Source organism: Mesorhizobium sp. M0833 (assembly GCF_040319905.1).
Taxonomy (GTDB): Bacteria; Pseudomonadota; Alphaproteobacteria; order Rhizobiales; family Rhizobiaceae; genus Mesorhizobium.
Window position 1 is genome coordinate 247,011 of the sequence record NZ_JAMYOQ010000004.1, and the last position, 19,142, is coordinate 266,152.

Genomic DNA, 19,142 nt, shown 5'->3' on the forward strand with positions numbered 1-19,142 from the left:
TTTCCTCTCACAGCAGGCCTGCACTATCGTGCATGACCCGAAAAGCATCGCGCACACTCACACGCGCCGAGCAACTTCGCTCCGTGTTTCCGCAACATTGAGTCCGAGTCTCCCGGCAGGTTGCCCCCCAGACGGAAACGCGAGCAACGCGTCGAAACGACTCAAATCAGGAAACGCTTCAGGGCAGAGAATCAGAGAGTTGATTCGCTGGCAAGTGCTTACGATTCCGATGGATTCACTTTCCGCAAAAACGGCAGCAAAATGTGAATTCATGAGTCCGAAAAGCAACGGCGGTCGACTTGCCTAAAGCAACTGCCCGAGAAATTCCTGGACCGCGTGGCCCGGCCGAAAATTACCGATGCGCTTGATCTCCCACTGCAGCCGGATGCCTGATTTTTCGAGCACGCGCGCACGCACCGTCTCGCCGAGATATTCAAGCTCGTAGCCGGTGGCGGTTCCGGTGTTGATCATGAAGTTGCAATGCATCGGCGACATCTGCGCCCCGCCGACCATCAGGCCGCGGCAGCCGGCCTTGTCGATTTCCTTCCAGGCCGAGGTGCCCTCGGGATTCTTGAAGGTCGAGCCCCCGGTTTTTTCGCGGATCGGCTGCACGGTCTCGCGATGGTTCTGGACAGCATCCATCGCGGCCTTGATCGCCGCCTTGTCCTCGGGAACGCCTTCGAGCAGCGCCGATGTGAAGATCAGCCCCGACGGCGCCGCTGAATGGCGATAGGCATAGCCCATGTCGGCATTGCTCAGCGTATGAACATTGCCCTTGCGGTCGAGTGCCCGCACCTCGACCACACGCTCGCGTGTCTCGACGCCGTTGGCGCCGGCGTTCATCCTCAGCGCTCCGCCAATGGCGCCGGGAATGCCGTGGTAGAAATGAAAGCCACCAATGCCGGCCTCGTATGCGACGGCCGCAAGGCGCTTGTCGGGCGTTGCGGCGCCCGCCTTGATCATGGTCGGCGCAATCACTTCGGTCTCGCCAAAGCCTTTGGCCGAAAGCCGGATGACAAAGCCCGCAATGCCGCCGTCACGGACAAGCAGGTTCGAGCCGACGCCGACGATGGTCAGTGGTATTTCCTCGGGCACCGCCTTCAGGAACGTGGCAAGATCGTCCTCGTCGGCCGGCTGAAACAATGCGTCCGCGAGCCCGCCGGCTCGAAACCAGGTGATCTTGTCCATCTCGGCATTGGGCGTGATGCGGCCGCGCAGTCCGGAAAGCCGGTCGCCAAGCTTCTCGATCAACGCCTGGCCGCGCATCATGAGATGGTCCCGCCGAGTTCCTTGGGCAGCGCATAGGCCCATTGAGTGATGTTGCCGGCGCCGAGGAAAACCACGAAATCGCCCGGCTTCGTCACTTCGCGCACGATCGGCGCAATCGCCGCCGGACCTTCGATGTAGCGTGCGTCGCGATGGCCGCCGGAGCGGATGCGCGACACCAGTGCGTCGGACGTAACGCCGTCGATCGGTTCCTCGCCGGCCGCATAGACGGGCGCCACCATTACCGTATCGGCGTCGTTGAAGCAGACGGAAAACTCGTCGAACAGATCGCGCAGCCGGGTGAAGCGGTGCGGTTGGGTAACGGCGATGATGCGGCCCTTGGTGGCGCTGCGCGCGGCCTTCAGTACCGCCGTGATCTCGACTGGATGATGACCGTAATCGTCGAACACATCGACACCGTTCCACGAACCGGTATGGGTGAAACGCCGCTTGACGCCAGCGAAGGACGACAGGCCCTTCTTGATTGCCTCAGCCGAAAGGCCGAGCTCATGCGCGACGGCAATCGCCGCCGTCGCATTGGAGACATTGTGACGTCCGGGCATGGGTAGCCGCAGACCTGATATCGTTATCTGGCCGTGCGTCTTGCGATCGCGGATCACCACGTCGAATTCCGAGGTCGGGCCGTCCATGCGGTGATTGGTGAAGCGCACGTCGGCCTGCGCATTTTCGCCATAGGTGATGACGCGCCGGTCCTCGATGCGGGCGACCAGCGCCTGCACCTCGGGATGGTCGGTGCACATCACGCCGAAGCCGTAGAACGGCACATTCTCGACGAACTGACGAAACGCCTCGCGCACTTTGTCGAAGGAGCCGTAATGATCGAGATGCTCGGGGTCGATATTGGTGACGACGGCAATCTCGGCCGGCAGCCTGAGGAACGTGCCGTCGCTCTCGTCGGCCTCGACCACCATCCATTCGCCGTCGCCCATGCGGGCATTGGTGCCATAGGCATTGATGATGCCGCCATTGATCACCGTCGGGTCGAGCCCGCCGGCTTCGAGTAGCGTCGCCACCATCGAAGTCGTCGTCGTCTTGCCATGCGTGCCGCCGATCGCGACCGCTTGGCGGAACCGCATCAACTCGGCTAGCATTTCGGCGCGCCGCACGATCGGCAGCAACTTCTCTCTCGCCGCCTTCAGTTCCGGATTGGATTTCTTGATTGCGGTGGAGACGACGACCACCTCGGCCTCGCCGAGGTTTTCGGCCTGGTGGCCGACGAAGCATTCGATGCCCTTGTCGCGCAGCCGCTGCACATTGGCGCTGTCGGCCTGGTCGGACCCTTGCACCTTGTAGCCGAGATTGTGCAGCACCTCGGCGATGCCGCTCATGCCGATGCCGCCAATGCCGATGAAATGCACGAGGCCGATCGTCTGTGGCATCTTCATTCGTGCGTCTCCTTCCTGAATTCCGAAACGGATTTCCTGGACGCAATAGCCTCTGTCAGATCGGCGAGCAACCGCGCGGCATCCGGTTTTCCGGATGATTTCGCCGCCGCGGCCATTGTCGCCGCCCTGCCCGGATCATCCATCAGGGCCCCGATCAACGCAGCAATGTGCTCGGGCGAAAGCGTGGATTGCGGATGCACCTCGGCGCCGCCCGCTGCCGCAAGGGCCGCCGCATTCGCCGCCTGGTCGTGGTCGAGCGCGTGCGGATAGGGCACCAGCAGCGCCGGCCGGCCGATCACCGCGATTTCCGATACGGTCGATGCGCCGGAGCGCGACATCACCAGATGCGCCGCCGCCAGCCGCTTTGCCATGTCGGTGAAGAACGGCGACACCTCGGCCCCAATGCCAAGTGCGGCATAGGCGGCTTTCACCCGCGTCACATCGTCGGCGCGCGCCTGCTGTGTGATCGCCAGCCGCCTGCGCTGTGCGTCGGAAAGCCGGGCGATTGCCGCCGGCACCGCGTCGGAAAAGAACTGCGCGCCTTGGCTGCCGCCAAACACCAGCAATCGGAACGGCTCTTCGCCGGCCGATGCGGCATAAGGTGTCTTCGCCGCCTCCAGCACTTGCGGTCTGACCGGATTGCCGGTGGTCACCGTCTTGGCGCCTGCGGCACTGCTGTCTTCAGGCAGGAACCCACCGGCAATGGCGTCGACGCGGCCGGCAAGCGCGCGGTTGGCGCGGCCCATCACCGCATTCTGCTCGTGGATCAGCGTCGGCACCTTGCGCCGGGTCGCCGCGTAAAGCGGCGGCAGTGTCGGATAACCGCCGAAGCCGACCACGATGGCGGGCTTGATGCTGGCGATGACGGCCGATGCCTGCCGCACGCCGCGCCAGATTTTCCAAAACGCGGCGAGCACGGCAAAAGGATTTTTCGACCCCATCGTCGCCGACTGGATCGGATGGATGGCGGCTGCCGGGAACTGTCCGGTAAAGCGCTCGGCGCGCTCGTCCGTCGCCAGATGCACCGTCCAGCCGCGCCTGGTCAGTTCGTGCGCCAACGCCTCGGCCGGGAACAGGTGTCCGCCCGTGCCGCCTGCCGCCAGCAGGATGACCCCCTTCGCCATCTCACTCCGCCGGCATCGCACGCGGCGACGGCATGAAGCCCAGCTGCTTGCGCTTTTCCGGGCGCTTGCGCGTCAGCGCCAGCACCATGCCCATCGAGATGGCGATCGCGATCTGCGAAGAGCCGCCGTAGGAGATGAACGGCAGCGTCATGCCCTTGGCCGGCATCAGCTGCAGATTGACGGCCATGTTGATGACCGACTGCAGTCCGAAGACCGTGACCAGGCCGCCAACCGCGTAGCGGGTGAAATCGTCCTGCTCCTTGAGCGCCGTGTTGAGACCGCGCAGCACGATGAAGCCGAAGATGGACATGATGAAGAAACACATGATCAGCCCGAATTCCTCGCCGGCGACGGAGAAGACGAAGTCGGCGTGGCTGTCGGGGATGACCCGCTTGACGGTACCCTCGCCCGGCCCGACGCCGAACCAGCCGCCATTGATCAGCGCCTCGCGGCCCATATCGACCTGGAACGTGTCGCCCTCGCCGGTCATGAAGCGGTCGATGCGGCCGGCAACGTGCGGGAACACCGCATAGGCGGCGAACACGCCGCCGACGCCGGCAGCACCCAGCGCGACGATCCACAGCCACGGCAACCCGGCCATGAAGAACATCACCCCCCAGGTGCCGAGCACCAGCATAGTCTGCCCCAGGTCAGGCTGCGCCACCAGCAGCGAGATAACCAGTGCAAGCAGCAACATGGCGAACAGATTGCCGGGAATGTCGGGCTGCCGCTTGTGCTCGGCGAACAGCCAGGCGCAGATGATGACGAAGGCCGGTTTCAGGAACTCGGATGGCTGGATCGACAGGCCGGCAAGCGACACCCAGCGCCGCGCGCCCTTCACCTCGACGCCGATATAGAGCACTGCCACCATCAGAAACAGCATGATGCACAGCATGACCAGCGCCATGCGCCGGATCTGCCTGGATTCAAGGAACGAGACAGCCAGCATCACCCCAAGTGCCGGAATGGTGAAGATGATCTGGCGCGTCGCGAAGTGGAAACTGTCGAGCCCAATGCGCTCGGCTACCGCCGGGCTTGCGGCGAAGGACAAAACGATGCCGAGCCCCATCAGCGACAGGAACGCCGCCAGGAACCAGCGATCGATCGTCCACCACCAGGTCGCAACCGGGCTTTTGTCGAGACGGCTTTGCATTATCGTGTCCCTCCGATGGGCATCACGCCATCAATGGCGGTTACGGCTTGCCTGAACGCCTCGCCGCGCACTTCGAAATTCTTGAACTGGTCGAAACTGGCGCAGGCCGGCGACAGCAGCACCACCGCTTCGCCGCTACTATCCCTGGCTGCATCACGGGCGGCGTGTTCGACTGCCGCGGCCAACGTGCCTGAGATCTCGTAAGGCACCGCCTCGCCCAGCGTCGCCGAAAAGGCCGGTGCAGCTTCGCCGATCAGATAGGCCTTGGCGATGCGCGGGAAGAAGCCGCGCAAGGGCTCGATGCCACCCTCCTTCGGCAGGCCGCCGGCAATCCAATGGATACGCGCAAAGCTCGACAGCGCCGGTGCAGCGGCATCGGCATTGGTCGCCTTGGAATCGTTGACGAACAGCACATGCCCTTTGCGGCCGACCTGCTCCATGCGGTGCGCCAGCCCCGGGAAACTCTCCAGTCCGGATTGGATCTCGCCGAGTTCGAGCCCGACCTTGAGGCAGGCGGCGGCGGCGGCCAGTGCATTCTGCGCATTGTGCTGGCCGCGCAAGGAGCCGATGCCTTCGAGGAAGGCGACCCGGCTGTAGCGGCCGTGCACGGCTTCCATTAAATTCGTACCGTCGGCAAAATAACCGTCGGTCAGTGGCAGGCGCTTGGAAATCCGAATGACCTGCCGGCCGGCCCGCTCCAGCCGGTCCGCGATCTGGGCGCACCAGGAATCGTCGACGCCGATGATTGCCGTCTCGCTGCCGGCCACCAGCCGCTCCTTGATCGAGGCGTAGTGTTGCATCGTGCCGTGGCGGTCGAGATGGTCCGGCGTCAGATTGAGCAGGACGCCGGCCGTCGGATTGATCGAGGGGGCAAGATCGATCTGGTAGGAAGAGCATTCAACCACATAGTGCCGCTGGGGCTGCGGCGGATCGAGCGTCATCACCGCGCGGCCGATATTGCCGCCCATCTGCGTGTCGCGCCCGGCCGACTTGAGTATGTGCGCCGTCAATGCCGTGGTCGTCGACTTGCCGTTGGTACCGGTGATCGCAATGAAAGGTGCTTCCGGCGCCCGCGCCGTCCGCTCGCGGCAGAAAAGCTCGATATCGCCTATGATCTCGACGCCGGAGCCCCGCGCGAGCTCGACAGTCCAGTGCGGCTTCGGGTGCGTCAGCGGCACGCCGGGCGACAGCACGAAGGCGGAAAACCTCGCCCAGTCCGCGCCGCGCAGGTCCGCGGTTGCAATACCGACCGCGCCAGCCTTGGCGACGCTGTCGGGATTGTCGTCCCAGGCCAGCACATCTGCGCCGCCTTCGATCAGCGCGCGCGCCGTGGCGATCCCCGAGCCGCCGAGCCCGAAGAGCGAAACGCGCTTGCCTGAAAAGGATGCGGCGGGGATCAAGCGGCCTCCTATCTGAGCTTCAGGGTCGACAGGCCGACCAGCGCCAGGATGACAGCGATGATCCAGAAGCGGATCACCACCTGGCTTTCGGTCCAGCCGAGCTTTTCGAAATGATGGTGGATCGGCGCCATCAGGAAGACGCGCTTGCCGGTCATCTTGAAGTAGCCGACCTGGATGATTACCGAGAATATCTCGACAACGAACAGGCCTCCGACAATGACCAGCACGATCTCGTGCTTGGTCGCCACCGCGACCGTGCCGATCAGCCCGCCCAGCGCCAGCGAGCCGGTATCGCCCATGAAGATGGCCGCCGGCGGCGCATTGAACCACAGGAAGCCGAGCCCGGCGCCGATCACCGCTCCAAGGACCACCGCCAGTTCGCCGGTACCGGGCACGAAATGGATCTGAAGATATTCGGCGAATACCGCGTTGCCGGAGAGATAGGCGATGACGCCGAAGGACGCCGCCGCGATCATGATCGGCACAATCGCCAGTCCGTCGAGGCCGTCGGTCAGGTTCACCGCATTGCCGGCGCCGACGATGACGAAGCACGAGAACGGGATGAAGAACCAGCCGAGATTGACGAGAAACTCCTTGGCGAAAGGGAATGTCAACGATGACGAGAACGGCGCCTGGCCGTTATGCATGATCACCCAGGCGGCGATGCCTGCGATGACAAATTCGAGCCCCAGCCGCGCTTTGCCGGAAAAGCCGAGATGCGATTGCTTCGTCACCTTGAGGTAGTCGTCGTAAAAGCCGATCGAGCCGAACCCCAGCGTCACCAGCATCACTACCCAGACGTAGATGCTCGACAGGTTCGCCCACAGCAGTGACGAACCGATGATGCCGGACAGGATCATCAGCCCGCCCATGGTCGGCGTTCCCGCCTTCTTGAAATGCGTCTGCGGCCCATCGGCGCGGATCGGCTGTCCCTTGCCTTGCCGCAGCCTCAGCGAATTGATGATGGTCGGTCCGAAGATGAACACGATCAGCGCCGCCGTGATCAGTGCCCCGCCGGTGCGGAAAGTTATGTAGCGGAAGACGTTGAAGACCGAGATCTTGTCCGCAAATTCGACGAGCAGTGTTAACATGCGCTTGCGTCCCCCGGACCGATCCTAGGTCTGTCTGCTGGTTGTGGCTTCCGCCGGAAACTTGCCGAGCAATGCCTCGACCAGCTTTGAAAAACCGATGCCTTTCGACGATTTGATCATAACCACGTCGCCCGGCCTCAACTCCGACAGAAGCACCGGTTTCAGATCTTCCGCGCCGGCGCGGTACTCCGTCCTGATCTCGCCGGGCAAAACGTCGGCCAGCGCCCGCATTTCCGGGCCGCCGAGAAAAACTGTGCGCGTGTCGGTGCCGACGATCAGGTCCGCAAGGGCGGCATGCAATTTCGCCGAATGGCTGCCGAGCTCGAGCATATCGCCGAGCACGGCAATGCGCCTGCCCTCGCCCGACACCGGCGTCGTGTTAAGCAGCGCCATTGCAGCGCTCATCGACGCCGGATTAGCGTTGTAGCTCTCGTCGATCAGCGTGATCGGCCCTTTGGGGTGGCGCAACATATAGCGTTTGCCGCGTCCGCGTTCGGGCGAAAGATCGGCCAGCGCCTGCGCAACCCTGGTGACGTCGGCTCCGACAAGATGCGCTGCACCCAGCACCGCCAGCACATTCTGCACCATATGGCGGCCCGGCGCGCCGATCCTGGCGACGATCTCATGCCCGCCAATCTTGGCGGTTATCACGGAATGATCGGCATCGAGTTCGCATTTGATCAGTTTGAAGGTCGCCCGGGCATTCTCGCCGAATCCGTAAACATGCTCGACGCCGGCCTCTTTCGCCATCTTCTCCAGCAGCTTCCAGCGCGCATCGTCGCGGTTGAGAAGGGCGGCACCGCCGGGTTCCAGTCCCTCGAAAACCTCTGCCTTGGCCTTGGCGATCTCGTCCAGGTTGCGGAAGAAGCCGAGGTGAGCGGCCGCGATCAGCGTAATGATGGCGACATGCGGCCGGACCATCTTGACCAGAGGCCGGATCTCGTCCGGATGGTTCATGCCGATCTCGAAGACGGCAAAATCGCAATCCTGCGGCATGCGCGCCAGCGTCAGCGGCACACCCCAGTGATTGTTAAACGACTGGGCCGATGCATGCACGGTACCGACCGCGGAGAGAGCGTGGCGCAGGGCTTCCTTGGTGGTGGTCTTGCCCGCCGATCCGGTCACGGCAATCACCCTCGCCTTTGAGCGTGCGCGCGCCATAACGCCGAGCTTTTCCAGCGCGACGAGCACATCCTCCACGACGATCATCGGTGCCGTCAGCCGCCCCAGCGACGGCAGCTTGCCCTCGGCGACGACCAGCACGCCGGCGCCCGCCTTGATGGCGGCGGTGACGAAATCATGGCCGTCCATGGCCTCGCCCTTGATGGCGAAGAAGGCGTCTCCCGGCTGCAGGCTGCGGCTGTCGATGGAAATGCCGGCGATGCCTTCAGGCATCGAGCCGAGTGGCCGGCCATCCATGGCGGCAACCAGCGCCTCGGAGGTCCACAGATAGCTCACGCCGCTTGCTCCCGCAGCGCCGAGCGAACTTCCTCGTGATCGGAAAAATGCAGCGTCTCGGCACCGATGGTCTGGCCTTCCTCATGGCCCTTGCCGGCCACGATCAGCGTATCGCCGGCGTGAAGCATCCCGACTGCCTGGTGGATGGCCTTGCGCCGGTCGCCGATCTCGATCGCCCCCGGTGCAGCCGCCAGGATCGCGGCGCGGATCGTCTCGGGGACTTCCGAGCGGGGATTGTCGTCGGTGACGATGACGACATCGGCCAGCCTTGTGGCGATCTCGCCCATGATCGGCCGCTTGCCCCGGTCGCGGTCGCCACCGCAACCGAATACGAGGATGACGCGGCCGGTGGTAAAGGGGCGCACCGAAGCCAGCACGTTTTCCAGCGCATCCGGCTTATGAGCATAGTCGACATAGACGGGCGCGCCGTTGGCGGCCGTCCCGACAAGGTCGAGCCGTCCCGGCGCGCCCTTCAATTTCTCCAGCGCCATCAACGCTTTGGCAACAGATGTTCCAGTCGAAATGGCGAGGCCGGCCGACACCAGCGCATTTGCAATCTGGAAGTCGCCAGCCAGCGGCAAGTCGACTTCATGGAGAACGCCGTCCGCTTCAACCTCGGCGCGCTGGCGGTGGCGCTCGTGCTCGACCCGCTTCAGCCGCAGGAAATCGCCGTGGCGTCCGACCGTCAGCACGTTCAGTCCCGCTGCATGCGCCGCCTTGATCGTCGGCTCCGACCACGGGGCGTCGGCAAAGATAACGGCCGGCGCGCCCTTCGGCAGCAGCGCGTCGAACAGACGCAATTTGGCGCGATGATAGTCCTCGACCGTCGGATGATAGTCCATATGGTCGCGGCCGAGATTGGTGAAGCCGCCGGCCGCAAGCTTGACGCCGTCGAGCCGGCGCTGGTCGAGGCCATGGCTGGACGCCTCCATTGAGGCGTGGGTGACGCCGGCCTGCGCCAGCTCCTTGAGCAGCCTGTGCAGTGCCACCGGATCCGGTGTGGTCAGCGAGCCATATTCGTTGCGGCCCGGCGCCACCACGCCGGTCGTGCCGATCGAGGCGGCGGCGAAACCCGCCTGCTCCCATATCTGCCGGGTGAATGCGGCGACCGAGGTCTTGCCGCTGGTTCCGGTCACCGCGACCATGGTTTGCGGTTGCTTGCCGAAATAACGGGCCGCACTCTGCGCCAGCGCAAGGCGCGGATCGTCTACGACAAGAACCGGCACTGGCAGCCCGGCGACCGCACTGCCCTTGCCGACCACGATCGCTGCGGCGCCGCGGCTTGCGGCGTCGGCTGCATAGGCTGCGCCATCCGCCTTGGAGCCGGTGAGCGCGAAAAAGACGACGCCCTCTGTTACCTGGCGGGAATCCGACGAAATCCCTGTAACCTCCATGTCGAAGGGAGCTGTCCCATCGACAGGCAGGATACCGGCTAGATTTTTCAGCTTCATCGAACCCCGTTCATCGCAACAAAATAGCGCGCAGTTGCCGGCGCGCCCGAAGAATCACTGATAGGAAACCAGCGTTGCACCATTTTCATGGCTGAAATCTGGCTTCACGCCAAGCATGGAAGCCGCACGTCGGATGATGTTTGCAGCCATGATGCCCGCGTTCGAGGCGGCCGTAGCACCCATGCCGGGCTTTTCCGGCTTCGGTTCGTCGGCGATCGTAAGCACTATGTATTGCGGATCGTCCATCGGGAAAGCTGCAACGAAGGCGTTGAAATTCTTTTCCTTCGAGTAGCGGCCGTTGACGACCTTCTCCGCCGTTCCCGTCTTGCCGCCCACCCGGTATCCTGGCACCCGTGCATTGCGACCGGATCCCTTTTCGGCATTGAGCGCATAGAGATAGCGCATGCCCTCGACCGTCTTGTCGCTGACCACTTTCTTGGCCACCGCCATCGCCTGCTCCTGCGTGCGAGGCAGGAAGGTTGGGTCCATCAGATAGCCGCCATTCATCAGCGCGGCGCAGCCGACCGCTGTCTGTAGCGGAGTCGTCGACACGCCGTGGCCGAAGGCGATGGTGATCGAATTGACCTGCTTCCAGACCTTGGGCTCGGTCGGCCGAGCGACTTCCGGCAGTTCAGTCTGCATCTTCTCGAGGATTCCCAGGCGATGCAGGAATTCGCGGTGTCCGTCGATGCCAACCGCTTCGGCTTCCTTGGCAGAACCGATATTGGACGAGTAGATGAACACTTCCGGAACTGACAGTATCCGGCCCTTGGCATGGAAATCATGGATGGTTTGATGGCCGATCCTGATCGGGCGCGACGCGTCGAAGCGGCTTTGCAGCGTTATCTTGCCGGAATCGAGCGCCATGGCGGTGGTGAAGCTCTTGAAGGTCGACCCCATTTCGTAGAGGCCTGCGGACATTCGGTTGAGCCGGTCCTTGTCCTGCGCATTATAGGGGTTGTTCGGATCGAAATCCGGAACGGAGGCCATCGCCAGCACCTCGCCGGTCTTGACGTTGAGCACGACGGCGCCCGCCGCGATCGCGTGGTACTTTTCCATGCCGGTGGCGACCTCGTCGCGCACGATATGCTGGACGCGCAGGTCGATCGAGAGCTGCACCGGTTTCAAATCCTTGGCCACCGCCAGGCCCGACGCCTGAAGGTCGCTCAGGCCTTGTTCGTCTATGTATTTCTCCATGCCGGAGATGCCCTGATTGTCGATGTTGGTGAGGCCGACAATGTAGGACGAGGTTTCGCCGGCCGGATAGAACCGGCGCTTTTCGGTGCGGAAGCCGAAGCCGGGGATGCCGAGCTGCATGATGTCGGCCTGCTGCTTCGGCGTCAGTTGCCGCTGCAGCCAGACGAAGCCGGCGCCGCTCTTCAGCTTGTTGTATGTCTGCTCGTAGTCGATCTCGGGAAGCACCGTCGACAGTTTTTCGATCGCCTCGTCGGCATCGACGATGCGGCGCGGCTCAGCAAACAGCGACGCCGTCTTGATGTCGGTCGCCAGCACTTCGCCGTTACGGTCGACGATGTCGGGTCGCGATGCCGTCACCCGGCTCTGCGGGCCGCCCGACAGGTCGGGATTCTGGAAACCCAGATAGACCAACCGCCCGGCAATGGTCGAATAGATGCCGAAGAACACCGCCATCGTCATGACGATGCGGGTCCTGCCCTTGCCACCGGTCGCCTTGCGGGCTCCTTCGACGACGATCGATCCGCCCCCACCGGGCTTCGAACCGCGCTTCAGCAGCTTCCCAACCTTTGGAAATCTGGTGGCGATTGGAAATCCGCTGATCATTGGATGATGCCTCCGGTCACCACGGGATCCTTGCCGCCGACATCGGCCATGCCGCCCAGCCGCTGCGATGAAAGGTCCTCGATGTTGACGGGCTTCGCCGGCAGATCGTCCAGCCCGACGATCTGCCGCGCATTGACCGGCTCGAGTCCGAGTTGCGATTTGTAGATTTCGGTGAGCTTTTGCAGGCGCGACGGCTGGGTAAGCAGGCTCCAGTCCGCCTTGAGCAGGTCGATCGTGTCCTCTTCATAACGGATCTGCGCCTGGATCTTGTGCACCGCCGCCAGTTGCTCCTCGGCCTCGCGCTTGGTCTTGTAGGTCAGGGCAGCCGCCGAAACCATGACGGCGATCAGGACTATGTCGCTGGTACGAAACACGTGCTCACCTCTCTCCCGGTCGATCGGCGCCGGGAAGCTTTGGGCCAGGCAGTTTTGGCAGGCCGAAAATCGAAAAATCGCCGGCACGCGCCGGCGCCTCTGTACGGATCGCAGCGCGCAGCCTTGCCGAGCGCGCCCGCGGATTTTCGGATATCTCGGCATCGCCAGGCGTCACGCCGCCGCCCTTCTTGGTGAAGGTGGCGGTGCGCGCCTGGGCCTCGGGCAGATGCCGCGATCCGGTCGCTGAATCGGCTCTGTCGGCGATGAAGCGCTTGACAATGCGGTCCTCCAGGGAATGGAAGGTCACCACGGCAAGCCGCCCGCCCGGTTTCAGCACGCGCTCGGCGGCAAACAGTGCCTTGGCCAGTTCGCCGAGCTCGTCATTGACGAAGATGCGCAGCGCCTGGAAAACGCGGGTGGCCGGATGGATCTTGTCTTTCGGCGCGCGACCGATATGCGTCTCGATGGCATCGGCAAGGTCGAGCGTGCGCTCGAAGGGGCGTTTTTCGCGACGGCTTTCGATCATGCGGGCGATGCGCCCGGCATGGCGTTCCTCGCCGAGAAAACCGAAGATGCGGGCAAGATCGCCCACCTTGAAGGTGTTGACGACGTCGGCGGCGCTCAGGCCCGCCTGCGCCATGCGCATGTCGAGCGGTCCATCGGCCCGGAACGAAAAGCCGCGCTCCGGCTGGTCGATCTGCATGGAGGAGATGCCGATGTCGAGCACGACGCCATCGGCACTTTCAACCTGCTCGTCGAGCGTCGAGAACGGTGCCTGGACAAGCCTGAGCTTGCCGCCGGACTGCTGTTCAAGGGCCCGCCCCGCCGCGATCGCATCCGGATCGCGGTCGATGGCGACGACCGAGGCTCCACTTGCCAGAATGGCCTTGGTGTAGCCGCCGGCACCGAACGTGCCGTCGACGATCACCTCGCCTTTTGTCGGGGCCAGCGCCTCCAGAACTTCGGCAAGGAGGACCGGAATGTGGCGGGCTGGTCCGCCAGCGGCATGAACTTCATCGCCGTCGCCCGCCATCATTCCGGCCGCTCCCCGGGCTTCGTCCCCTGCCGAAGCTGCAAAAGCCGGGCGCGTGCTTCCGTCCCATAGGCGCTGAGCCGTCCGGGCTCCCAGATCTGAAAGAAATTGCCGCGGCCAACGAAGGCCACTTCCGCTGAAATGCCGGTATGCTCGCGAATGAAATCGCTCATCGTGATACGGCCGTCCTGGTCGAGCTTCAGAAACGTTCCATCGCCATGGCAGAAGAACGACATGTCGTCCGCCGTCTGCAGGAACGGGTCTTCCTGGGCGATGCGCTGCTCGTAGCGATCGAGCAGGTCGAGCCCACCGACATCCATCGCCGGGCGATCCAGGCAGCGTAGCGCATAAAGTTCCGAATAGCCGCGTTTCTGCACAACGGCACGGAAATGCGCCGGCACGGACACCCGTCCCTTCGCATCGATCCTGTTCACCGCGTTCGACAGAAACCGGTCCATTACGCGTTACGGCCGCTTGCGCCGCCGCACCCCTCTGCATCTTCCTGTCCGCGCCGCCCCAGCCCGGTCGGCGTCCAAAACCCACTTCGTTATGACGGGCGAACGCAGGCAAACGCGCAGCCGCCGCGGCTGCCCGATTGGCGTACGCTTCACCCTGACACGGAACGAAGGCTTGAGTATCGGAATGGGATATCATGGGGTGTTATGGGCGTCAACGGGAACAGTCTTCAAAACGCGCCTGCCACAACTGGGGAGAGCAGCTTTGACGGCACTCCCGTCTTTATCGTCTATTAAGCCTAACGAAGCGTTTAGAGCCGTGTGGCCCACCGGAGCCGACTTGCTGCGGATCGCTGCCGCGCATAGCCTCGGCATCTCCTTTTCCGGTCAGTAACGAGGTTTGAAATCATGTCCGATACAGCCAAGTCACGCGCCGCAGCACTTCCCCATCTGCGCCGCGGCGGGCTGGCCAAGGGCGACCCGATCCCCTTGCCCCTGACCATGGCCGCCATCTTTCATGCGCCCGGCGACGCCACCGGCTTCGATCAATATGGCCGCTTCAGCAATCCGACCTGGGATGCGGTCGAGCACATGCTGGCGCATTTGGAAGACGCCCCATGCGTCGCCTTTCCCTCGGGAATGGCTGCCATCTCGGCGGTATTTTTCGGCCTGCTCAAAGCCGGCGACCGTATCCTGCTGCCGTCCGACGGTTATCATACGACGCGAGCGCTGGCAGACCGTTTTCTGAAATCCTTCGGCGTTGCCTACGATGTCCGGCCGACGTCGAGCTTCCTCGACGGCGGCTTCGACGGCTATCGGCTTGCTTTCGTCGAAACACCCGCCAACCCAGGCCTGGACATATGCGACATCGCAGCCGTCGCCGAAGCCGTGCATAGAGCGGGTGCGGTGCTTGTGGTCGACAACACGACGATGACACCTTTCGGCCAGCGCCCGCTCGATCTCGGCGCAGATATCGTCATTGCTGCCGACACCAAGGCACCAAACGGCCATTCCGATGTGCTGTTCGGCCATGTCGCCAGCCGCGACGCGGACATTGTCTCGAGGGTGACCGACTGGCGCGAGACGTCGGGCGCCATCCCCGGGCCGTTCGAGGCATGGCTGGTGCATCGCGGCCTCGAAACGCTGGACGTGCGCTTCGACCGCATGTGCACTTCCGCCGAAATGATAGCGCAACGGCTGAAAAACCATCGCGCTATCAGCGGCTTGCGCTTTCCGGGACTGGAGAGCGACCCATCGCACAATCTTGCCCGCGCCCAGATGGAGCGCTTCGGCTTTCTCATCTCGTTCGTGCTCGCCTCGGAGGACAAGGCCGAGGATTTCATCAACAATTGCGCCTTGATGCAGGCCGCGACATCGTTCGGCGGCGTGCACACCTCGGCCGAACGGCGATCAAAAAGGGGAGATGCCGTTCCGCCCGGCTTCGTTCGCCTGTCGGTCGGCTGCGAGCCGGTAGAAGAGCTTTGGCAAGCGATCGAAGCGTCGCTAGATGCAATCGGTGGCTGAGCCGGCGTCGATCTTGCGCCGGCCGTGGAGGACGCGAACGATTTCGATCGCCTCTTCGACGACACGATACAGGGTGAGGTATTCGCCGACGATCAGGTGACGGATGCCGGGCGCGATGTCTTCGCGCGCGCAGCTGAGAAGGGATAAGTGGCCACTTGCTGCCAGCGGGCTTCGATCCGATCGAGCAATCGATCGGCCGCAGCCTCGCTGTCTCGCGCGACATGGGTAGAAAACTGCCAGCTGGCCTGTAAGCCGGGTTCTGTATGGCCCTCGCCCCTTGCGGGGCGAGAACGCGGCGGCCATTCATCTTGGGCGCATGTTGCCATGCGCCTCACGCAACCTACCCGGACGGTGAGCCGGAAACAGCCCTCGAGGGTTTCCCCTCGCACCGTCCCTATTCGGTCTTGCTCCCGGTGGGGTTTACCGTGCCGCTCCTGTTGCCAGTCGCGCGGTGGGCTCTTACCCCACCCTTTCACCCTTGCCACGATTGGATCGTGGCGGTTTGCTTTCTGTGGCACTTTCCCTGGGGTCGCCCCCGCCGGCCATTAACCGGCACCGTGTCTCCATGGAGCCCGGACTTTCCTCACCCGCAGCCTTTCGGCTTCGCGGGTGCGGCCGCCCGGCCAGCTGGCAAGGCGTATAAAGGGGTTCGGGCCCGAAAACGCAAACGAAAAAGCAAGTTATCCCTTGTCAGGCGGGCGCTCCAAGCGCTGCCAGTTGCACCTTGACCTTGCCGCAATAGGCTGCGGACACCGGGTTCATCCGTGTGGCGGCGTGGCCGGCATTGTATTTCAGGATCGTGCCGCAGGTCGTGCCGCCGCCGAGATCCCGCGCCATGGCAAGGTACTTCATGCCGTATTTGATGTTGGTATCGGGATCGTAGAGACCCTGAACCGAACCGCTATAGCCCATCATTCTTGCCGTCGCCGGCTTGATCTGCATCAGGCCGATCTCGCCAGCGCTGCCGACCTGGTTCGGCTGGTAGTTGCTTTCGATCTTGATGACGGCATTGGCGAGCGACACCGGCACGCCATAGCTGGCGGCATAACGCGCAATGATCGCCGAATACTGTCCGCCGCCGTCGACAACCGCCGCCTGGGGCGCTGGCCTGCTCTTCGGAGCGACTGACGCCGTTGCTATGCGGTCGATGCGTTTGCGGTTACGCTTCACATGCTGTTTGGCGATTGTCTTTCTCGCAGCGGTTGGCCTTTTCGCGGAGACTGGCTTTTTCGTCCTTACCGGGGCCGCTTTTTCCACTTTCGCGATGGCGGTCTTCTCTACTTTTGCACCACCCTTCGGCATGGCGGTTTTGCCGGCTGCGGCACTGAAGCCCTGATCGGCCCGCTGACTCAACGGTGCGCTGTTTGCCGCACTGAAGGCAAAAGTCATTACGCCGGCAGCAATGGCTGCCGTTAAAACGGTCAATTTCTGCATGTGATCCTGTTCTGTTTGATCCGCACAAAGAACTTCGCGCAGATACCCTCAATCAACATCGGAACATCTGGGGGGATAGACGTCCGACAATCTGTACGGATCGCCTTTGACGACGGAATTGGCGCCAAAGAAGGCGACGCAAGTCACTTTGAGTAACAGATTGTAACTTTTAATCTGGCAAAAGGTTATTTGAGAGAGGCTATCCTTGCGGAAGCGAGCAGCCTTTCCAGCGTGCGGATCGTCGATCCGTCAGCCACGCCGTCGACCAGGCGCTGCCGGAAATGCCGTTGAAATGCCTCGACCACGATTTCGGTCTGCCGGTCGAAAGCGCCGGTGATCTCGACGCCATAACCATAAAGCGCCAGCATCGACTGCAGTGCCTCAACATCGGCGCCGGTATCGCCTGGCTTCAGCACGGCGCCGCGCCGGATCGGTGCTGCCGGCACAACATGGCCGATGCCCGCAGCAAACAAGGCTTTCCATGGAAATTTCTCGCCCGGATCGACCTTGCGCCCCGGTGCCACGTCGGAATGGGCGAGCACCCGCTGCGCCGGAATAGGATGGCGCTTGACGATGCCGGCGCACAGGCCGATCACCGCGTCGATCTGCGGTTTTGGAAAGTTGCGATAGCCGAGCGTATGCCCCGGATTGACGATCTCGATGCCGATCGAACAGGAGTTGATGTCGCTCTGTCCGAACCACGAGCTCTTGCCGGCATGCCAGGCGCGGTCGCTTTCCCTTACCATCTGAACAATGCGGCCGTCCTCATGGACCAGATAGTGCGACGACACCTCGCTTGCCGGATCGCACAACCATGCCTCGGCAGCGGCCCCGGTTGCCATGCCGGTGTAGTGCAGCACGATCATATCGGGTCCGGGCGTCCCGCGCCGCGGTCCGAAATTCGGCGATACCCTGACCTCGGCGCTCGGCTCGTCGGGCGGAAAGCCGCTCATGCGTGCCGCAGGCCTCGCTCGATCATTTCATAGGCCGCGTTGATCGCCGCCAGCCTGGTCGTTGCGATCTTGATGAATTCCTGCGGCAGGCCGCGTGCGATCAGCCGATCCGGATGATTGTCGGAAACCAGCTTGCGGTAGCGCCTGCGGACCTCGTCGAACGGCTTCCCACGCTCGATGCCGAGCACGACATAGGGGTCGGCGGCACCCAGATCGACATGCCGCGCCAGGATGCTCTGGTAATGCGCCTCATCGATGCGGAAGATCTCGGCGATGCGATGCAGGAATTCGCCCTCGCGCTCATGCACCAGCCCGTCGGCCTTGGCAATGTGGAACAGCCCGTCGAGTATATCCTCGAGCATCAGGCAGTTGGTATGGCCCGAACCGCAAAGCTGCGCCATCCGCTCGGCATAGGTCTCGAAACCGGCAATGTCGCGTTTGGCCAAATCGTAGAGCCGCGCCACATTGCGCCTCTGTTCCTTCGGCACCTCGAATATTTCCTGGAAGGCGCGCACCTCGTCTTGCGTGACGATGCCGTCTGCCTTGGCCATCTTGGCCGAAAGCGCGATCATCGCCACCGAGAAGGCAACGCGCCGGCGCAAATCGGCATCGCCGGAGAAAACCGTACGCACGGCTTCGACCACTTCGGCGACGCCTGACGACGCTGAAGATGAAACGCGTGTGACGAAGTCGCCGAGGCGGTCCCAAATCGACATGGGGGCTTCATAGGGCCAACCACCCATCGCTATCAAGCCAAGACAGTGCCGCAGGGGCTGGCCCAATCGATTTGGCGCAATGCCTGAGGCGGCTGGCGCTAGTGCTTGCCCATGGAAATCGGCAGACGGAAACCGCTGCACGCAAACCCGCGTCGTCGCACTCGGCCACAATGCGCGGGTATCGTAAGCAGCGGAAAGGCCGGCGTGTGAGGCCGGCCTTTCTTGGTTGTCACGTTGACTACTGCGACTACTGCGCCGGGGCAGCCGGCGCAGGCGCCGGAGCCGGAGCCGGCTCGGCAGGCTTGTTGGCGTCAGGAGTAGCCGGCTTCATCGTCTGGTCGGATACCGGCGGGTTGGTGCTCTGCGTCGTGGTGTTGTCGGTGCCGCTATCGCTGCAGGCCGCAACGCCAAGCAAGGCAAGCGCCGAGACCGACGCAAGAATGAGTTTCTTCATGATATATCTCTCCTCTAATCACGCCACCGTTACCGGCGACGATCGAGGGC

At 63.2% G+C, this 19,142-nt stretch carries 17 protein-coding genes and 1 other RNA gene; 1 reads left to right on the top strand and 17 read right to left on the bottom strand.

What is annotated here, in order from left to right; translation table 11 throughout:
• Positions 1-303 precede the first annotated feature (303 nt).
• From murB to mraZ, 12 genes are read right to left on the bottom strand one after another with little or no spacing between them, the layout of a single operon-like run.
• Entirely contained in the window at positions 304-1,269 is a 966-nt protein-coding gene (gene murB, locus NKH98_RS07165) for a UDP-N-acetylmuramate dehydrogenase (RefSeq protein ID WP_352897358.1), read from the bottom strand.
• Positions 1,266-2,672: a UDP-N-acetylmuramate--L-alanine ligase gene (gene murC, locus NKH98_RS07170; RefSeq protein WP_352644712.1), complete on the bottom strand. Its 1,407-nt coding sequence runs from the start codon at positions 2,670-2,672 to the stop codon at positions 1,266-1,268. Before murC ends, murB begins: the two co-directional genes overlap by 4 nt.
• The gene (murG, locus tag NKH98_RS07175) at positions 2,669-3,796 is read right to left on the bottom strand and encodes an undecaprenyldiphospho-muramoylpentapeptide beta-N-acetylglucosaminyltransferase (protein ID WP_352505599.1); all 1,128 of its coding nucleotides are present in this window, start codon (positions 3,794-3,796) and stop codon (positions 2,669-2,671) included. Before murG ends, murC begins: the two co-directional genes overlap by 4 nt.
• 1 nt (position 3,797) lies before the next feature.
• A complete protein-coding gene (gene ftsW, locus NKH98_RS07180) occupies positions 3,798-4,949 on the bottom strand; it encodes a putative lipid II flippase FtsW (protein WP_023676765.1) in 1,152 nt (383 codons plus the stop codon).
• On the bottom strand, positions 4,949-6,349 hold the full coding sequence (gene murD, locus NKH98_RS07185; RefSeq protein ID WP_352897360.1) for a UDP-N-acetylmuramoyl-L-alanine--D-glutamate ligase: 1,401 nt from the start codon (positions 6,347-6,349) through the stop codon (positions 4,949-4,951). The genes ftsW and murD overlap by 1 nt, the downstream gene beginning before the upstream one ends.
• 8 nt (positions 6,350-6,357) lie before the next feature.
• Positions 6,358-7,440 (bottom strand): phospho-N-acetylmuramoyl-pentapeptide-transferase, encoded by a 1,083-nt coding sequence (mraY, locus tag NKH98_RS07190; protein WP_352687574.1) that lies wholly within the window; start codon positions 7,438-7,440, stop codon positions 6,358-6,360.
• Positions 7,441-7,464: 24 nt separating this feature from the next.
• Complete coding sequence (locus tag NKH98_RS07195) at positions 7,465-8,898, bottom strand: UDP-N-acetylmuramoylalanyl-D-glutamyl-2,6-diaminopimelate--D-alanyl-D-alanine ligase (protein WP_352897362.1); 1,434 nt, start codon at positions 8,896-8,898, stop codon at positions 7,465-7,467.
• Positions 8,895-10,349 (bottom strand): UDP-N-acetylmuramoyl-L-alanyl-D-glutamate--2,6-diaminopimelate ligase, encoded by a 1,455-nt coding sequence (locus NKH98_RS07200; protein WP_352897363.1) that lies wholly within the window; start codon positions 10,347-10,349, stop codon positions 8,895-8,897. The genes NKH98_RS07195 and NKH98_RS07200 overlap by 4 nt, the downstream gene beginning before the upstream one ends.
• 54 nt (positions 10,350-10,403) lie before the next feature.
• Positions 10,404-12,149 carry a peptidoglycan D,D-transpeptidase FtsI family protein gene (locus NKH98_RS07205; protein ID WP_352897365.1) on the bottom strand — a complete coding sequence of 582 codons (1,746 nt, stop codon included), beginning with the start codon at positions 12,147-12,149 and terminating at the stop codon, positions 10,404-10,406.
• Positions 12,146-12,523 carry a cell division protein FtsL gene (gene ftsL, locus NKH98_RS07210; protein WP_254818995.1) on the bottom strand — a complete coding sequence of 126 codons (378 nt, stop codon included), beginning with the start codon at positions 12,521-12,523 and terminating at the stop codon, positions 12,146-12,148. The genes NKH98_RS07205 and ftsL overlap by 4 nt, the downstream gene beginning before the upstream one ends.
• 4 nt (positions 12,524-12,527) lie before the next feature.
• Entirely contained in the window at positions 12,528-13,559 is a 1,032-nt protein-coding gene (gene rsmH / locus NKH98_RS07215; RefSeq protein ID WP_352897367.1) for a 16S rRNA (cytosine(1402)-N(4))-methyltransferase RsmH, read from the bottom strand.
• Positions 13,556-14,014, bottom strand: a complete 459-nt coding sequence (gene mraZ / locus NKH98_RS07220) for a division/cell wall cluster transcriptional repressor MraZ (RefSeq protein WP_254818997.1) — start codon at positions 14,012-14,014, stop codon at positions 13,556-13,558. The genes rsmH and mraZ overlap by 4 nt, the downstream gene beginning before the upstream one ends.
• A 405-nt stretch (positions 14,015-14,419) precedes the next feature.
• On the opposite strand from mraZ, the gene NKH98_RS07225 reads away from it, so the two are divergent.
• Positions 14,420-15,535 (top strand): cystathionine gamma-lyase, encoded by a 1,116-nt coding sequence (locus NKH98_RS07225; RefSeq protein ID WP_352897369.1) that lies wholly within the window; start codon positions 14,420-14,422, stop codon positions 15,533-15,535.
• 232 nt (positions 15,536-15,767) lie between these two features.
• Here the strand turns inward: NKH98_RS07225 and rnpB are convergent.
• From rnpB to NKH98_RS07250, 5 genes are all read right to left on the bottom strand, one after another.
• An RNA gene (gene rnpB, locus NKH98_RS07230) (RNase P RNA component class A) lies at positions 15,768-16,166 on the bottom strand.
• Positions 16,167-16,225: 59 nt separating this feature from the next.
• Positions 16,226-16,969: a lytic transglycosylase domain-containing protein gene (locus tag NKH98_RS07235; RefSeq protein ID WP_352808123.1), complete on the bottom strand. Its 744-nt coding sequence runs from the start codon at positions 16,967-16,969 to the stop codon at positions 16,226-16,228.
• Positions 16,970-17,154: 185 nt separating this feature from the next.
• A complete protein-coding gene (locus tag NKH98_RS07240; RefSeq protein WP_352808122.1) occupies positions 17,155-17,922 on the bottom strand; it encodes an N-acetylmuramoyl-L-alanine amidase in 768 nt (255 codons plus the stop codon).
• The gene (locus NKH98_RS07245; RefSeq protein ID WP_254819001.1) at positions 17,919-18,638 is read right to left on the bottom strand and encodes a J domain-containing protein; all 720 of its coding nucleotides are present in this window, start codon (positions 18,636-18,638) and stop codon (positions 17,919-17,921) included. The genes NKH98_RS07240 and NKH98_RS07245 overlap by 4 nt, the downstream gene beginning before the upstream one ends.
• 247 nt (positions 18,639-18,885) lie before the next feature.
• On the bottom strand, positions 18,886-19,092 hold the full coding sequence (locus NKH98_RS07250) for a hypothetical protein (RefSeq protein ID WP_352897371.1): 207 nt from the start codon (positions 19,090-19,092) through the stop codon (positions 18,886-18,888).
• Between the last annotated feature and the right edge of the window lie 50 nt (positions 19,093-19,142).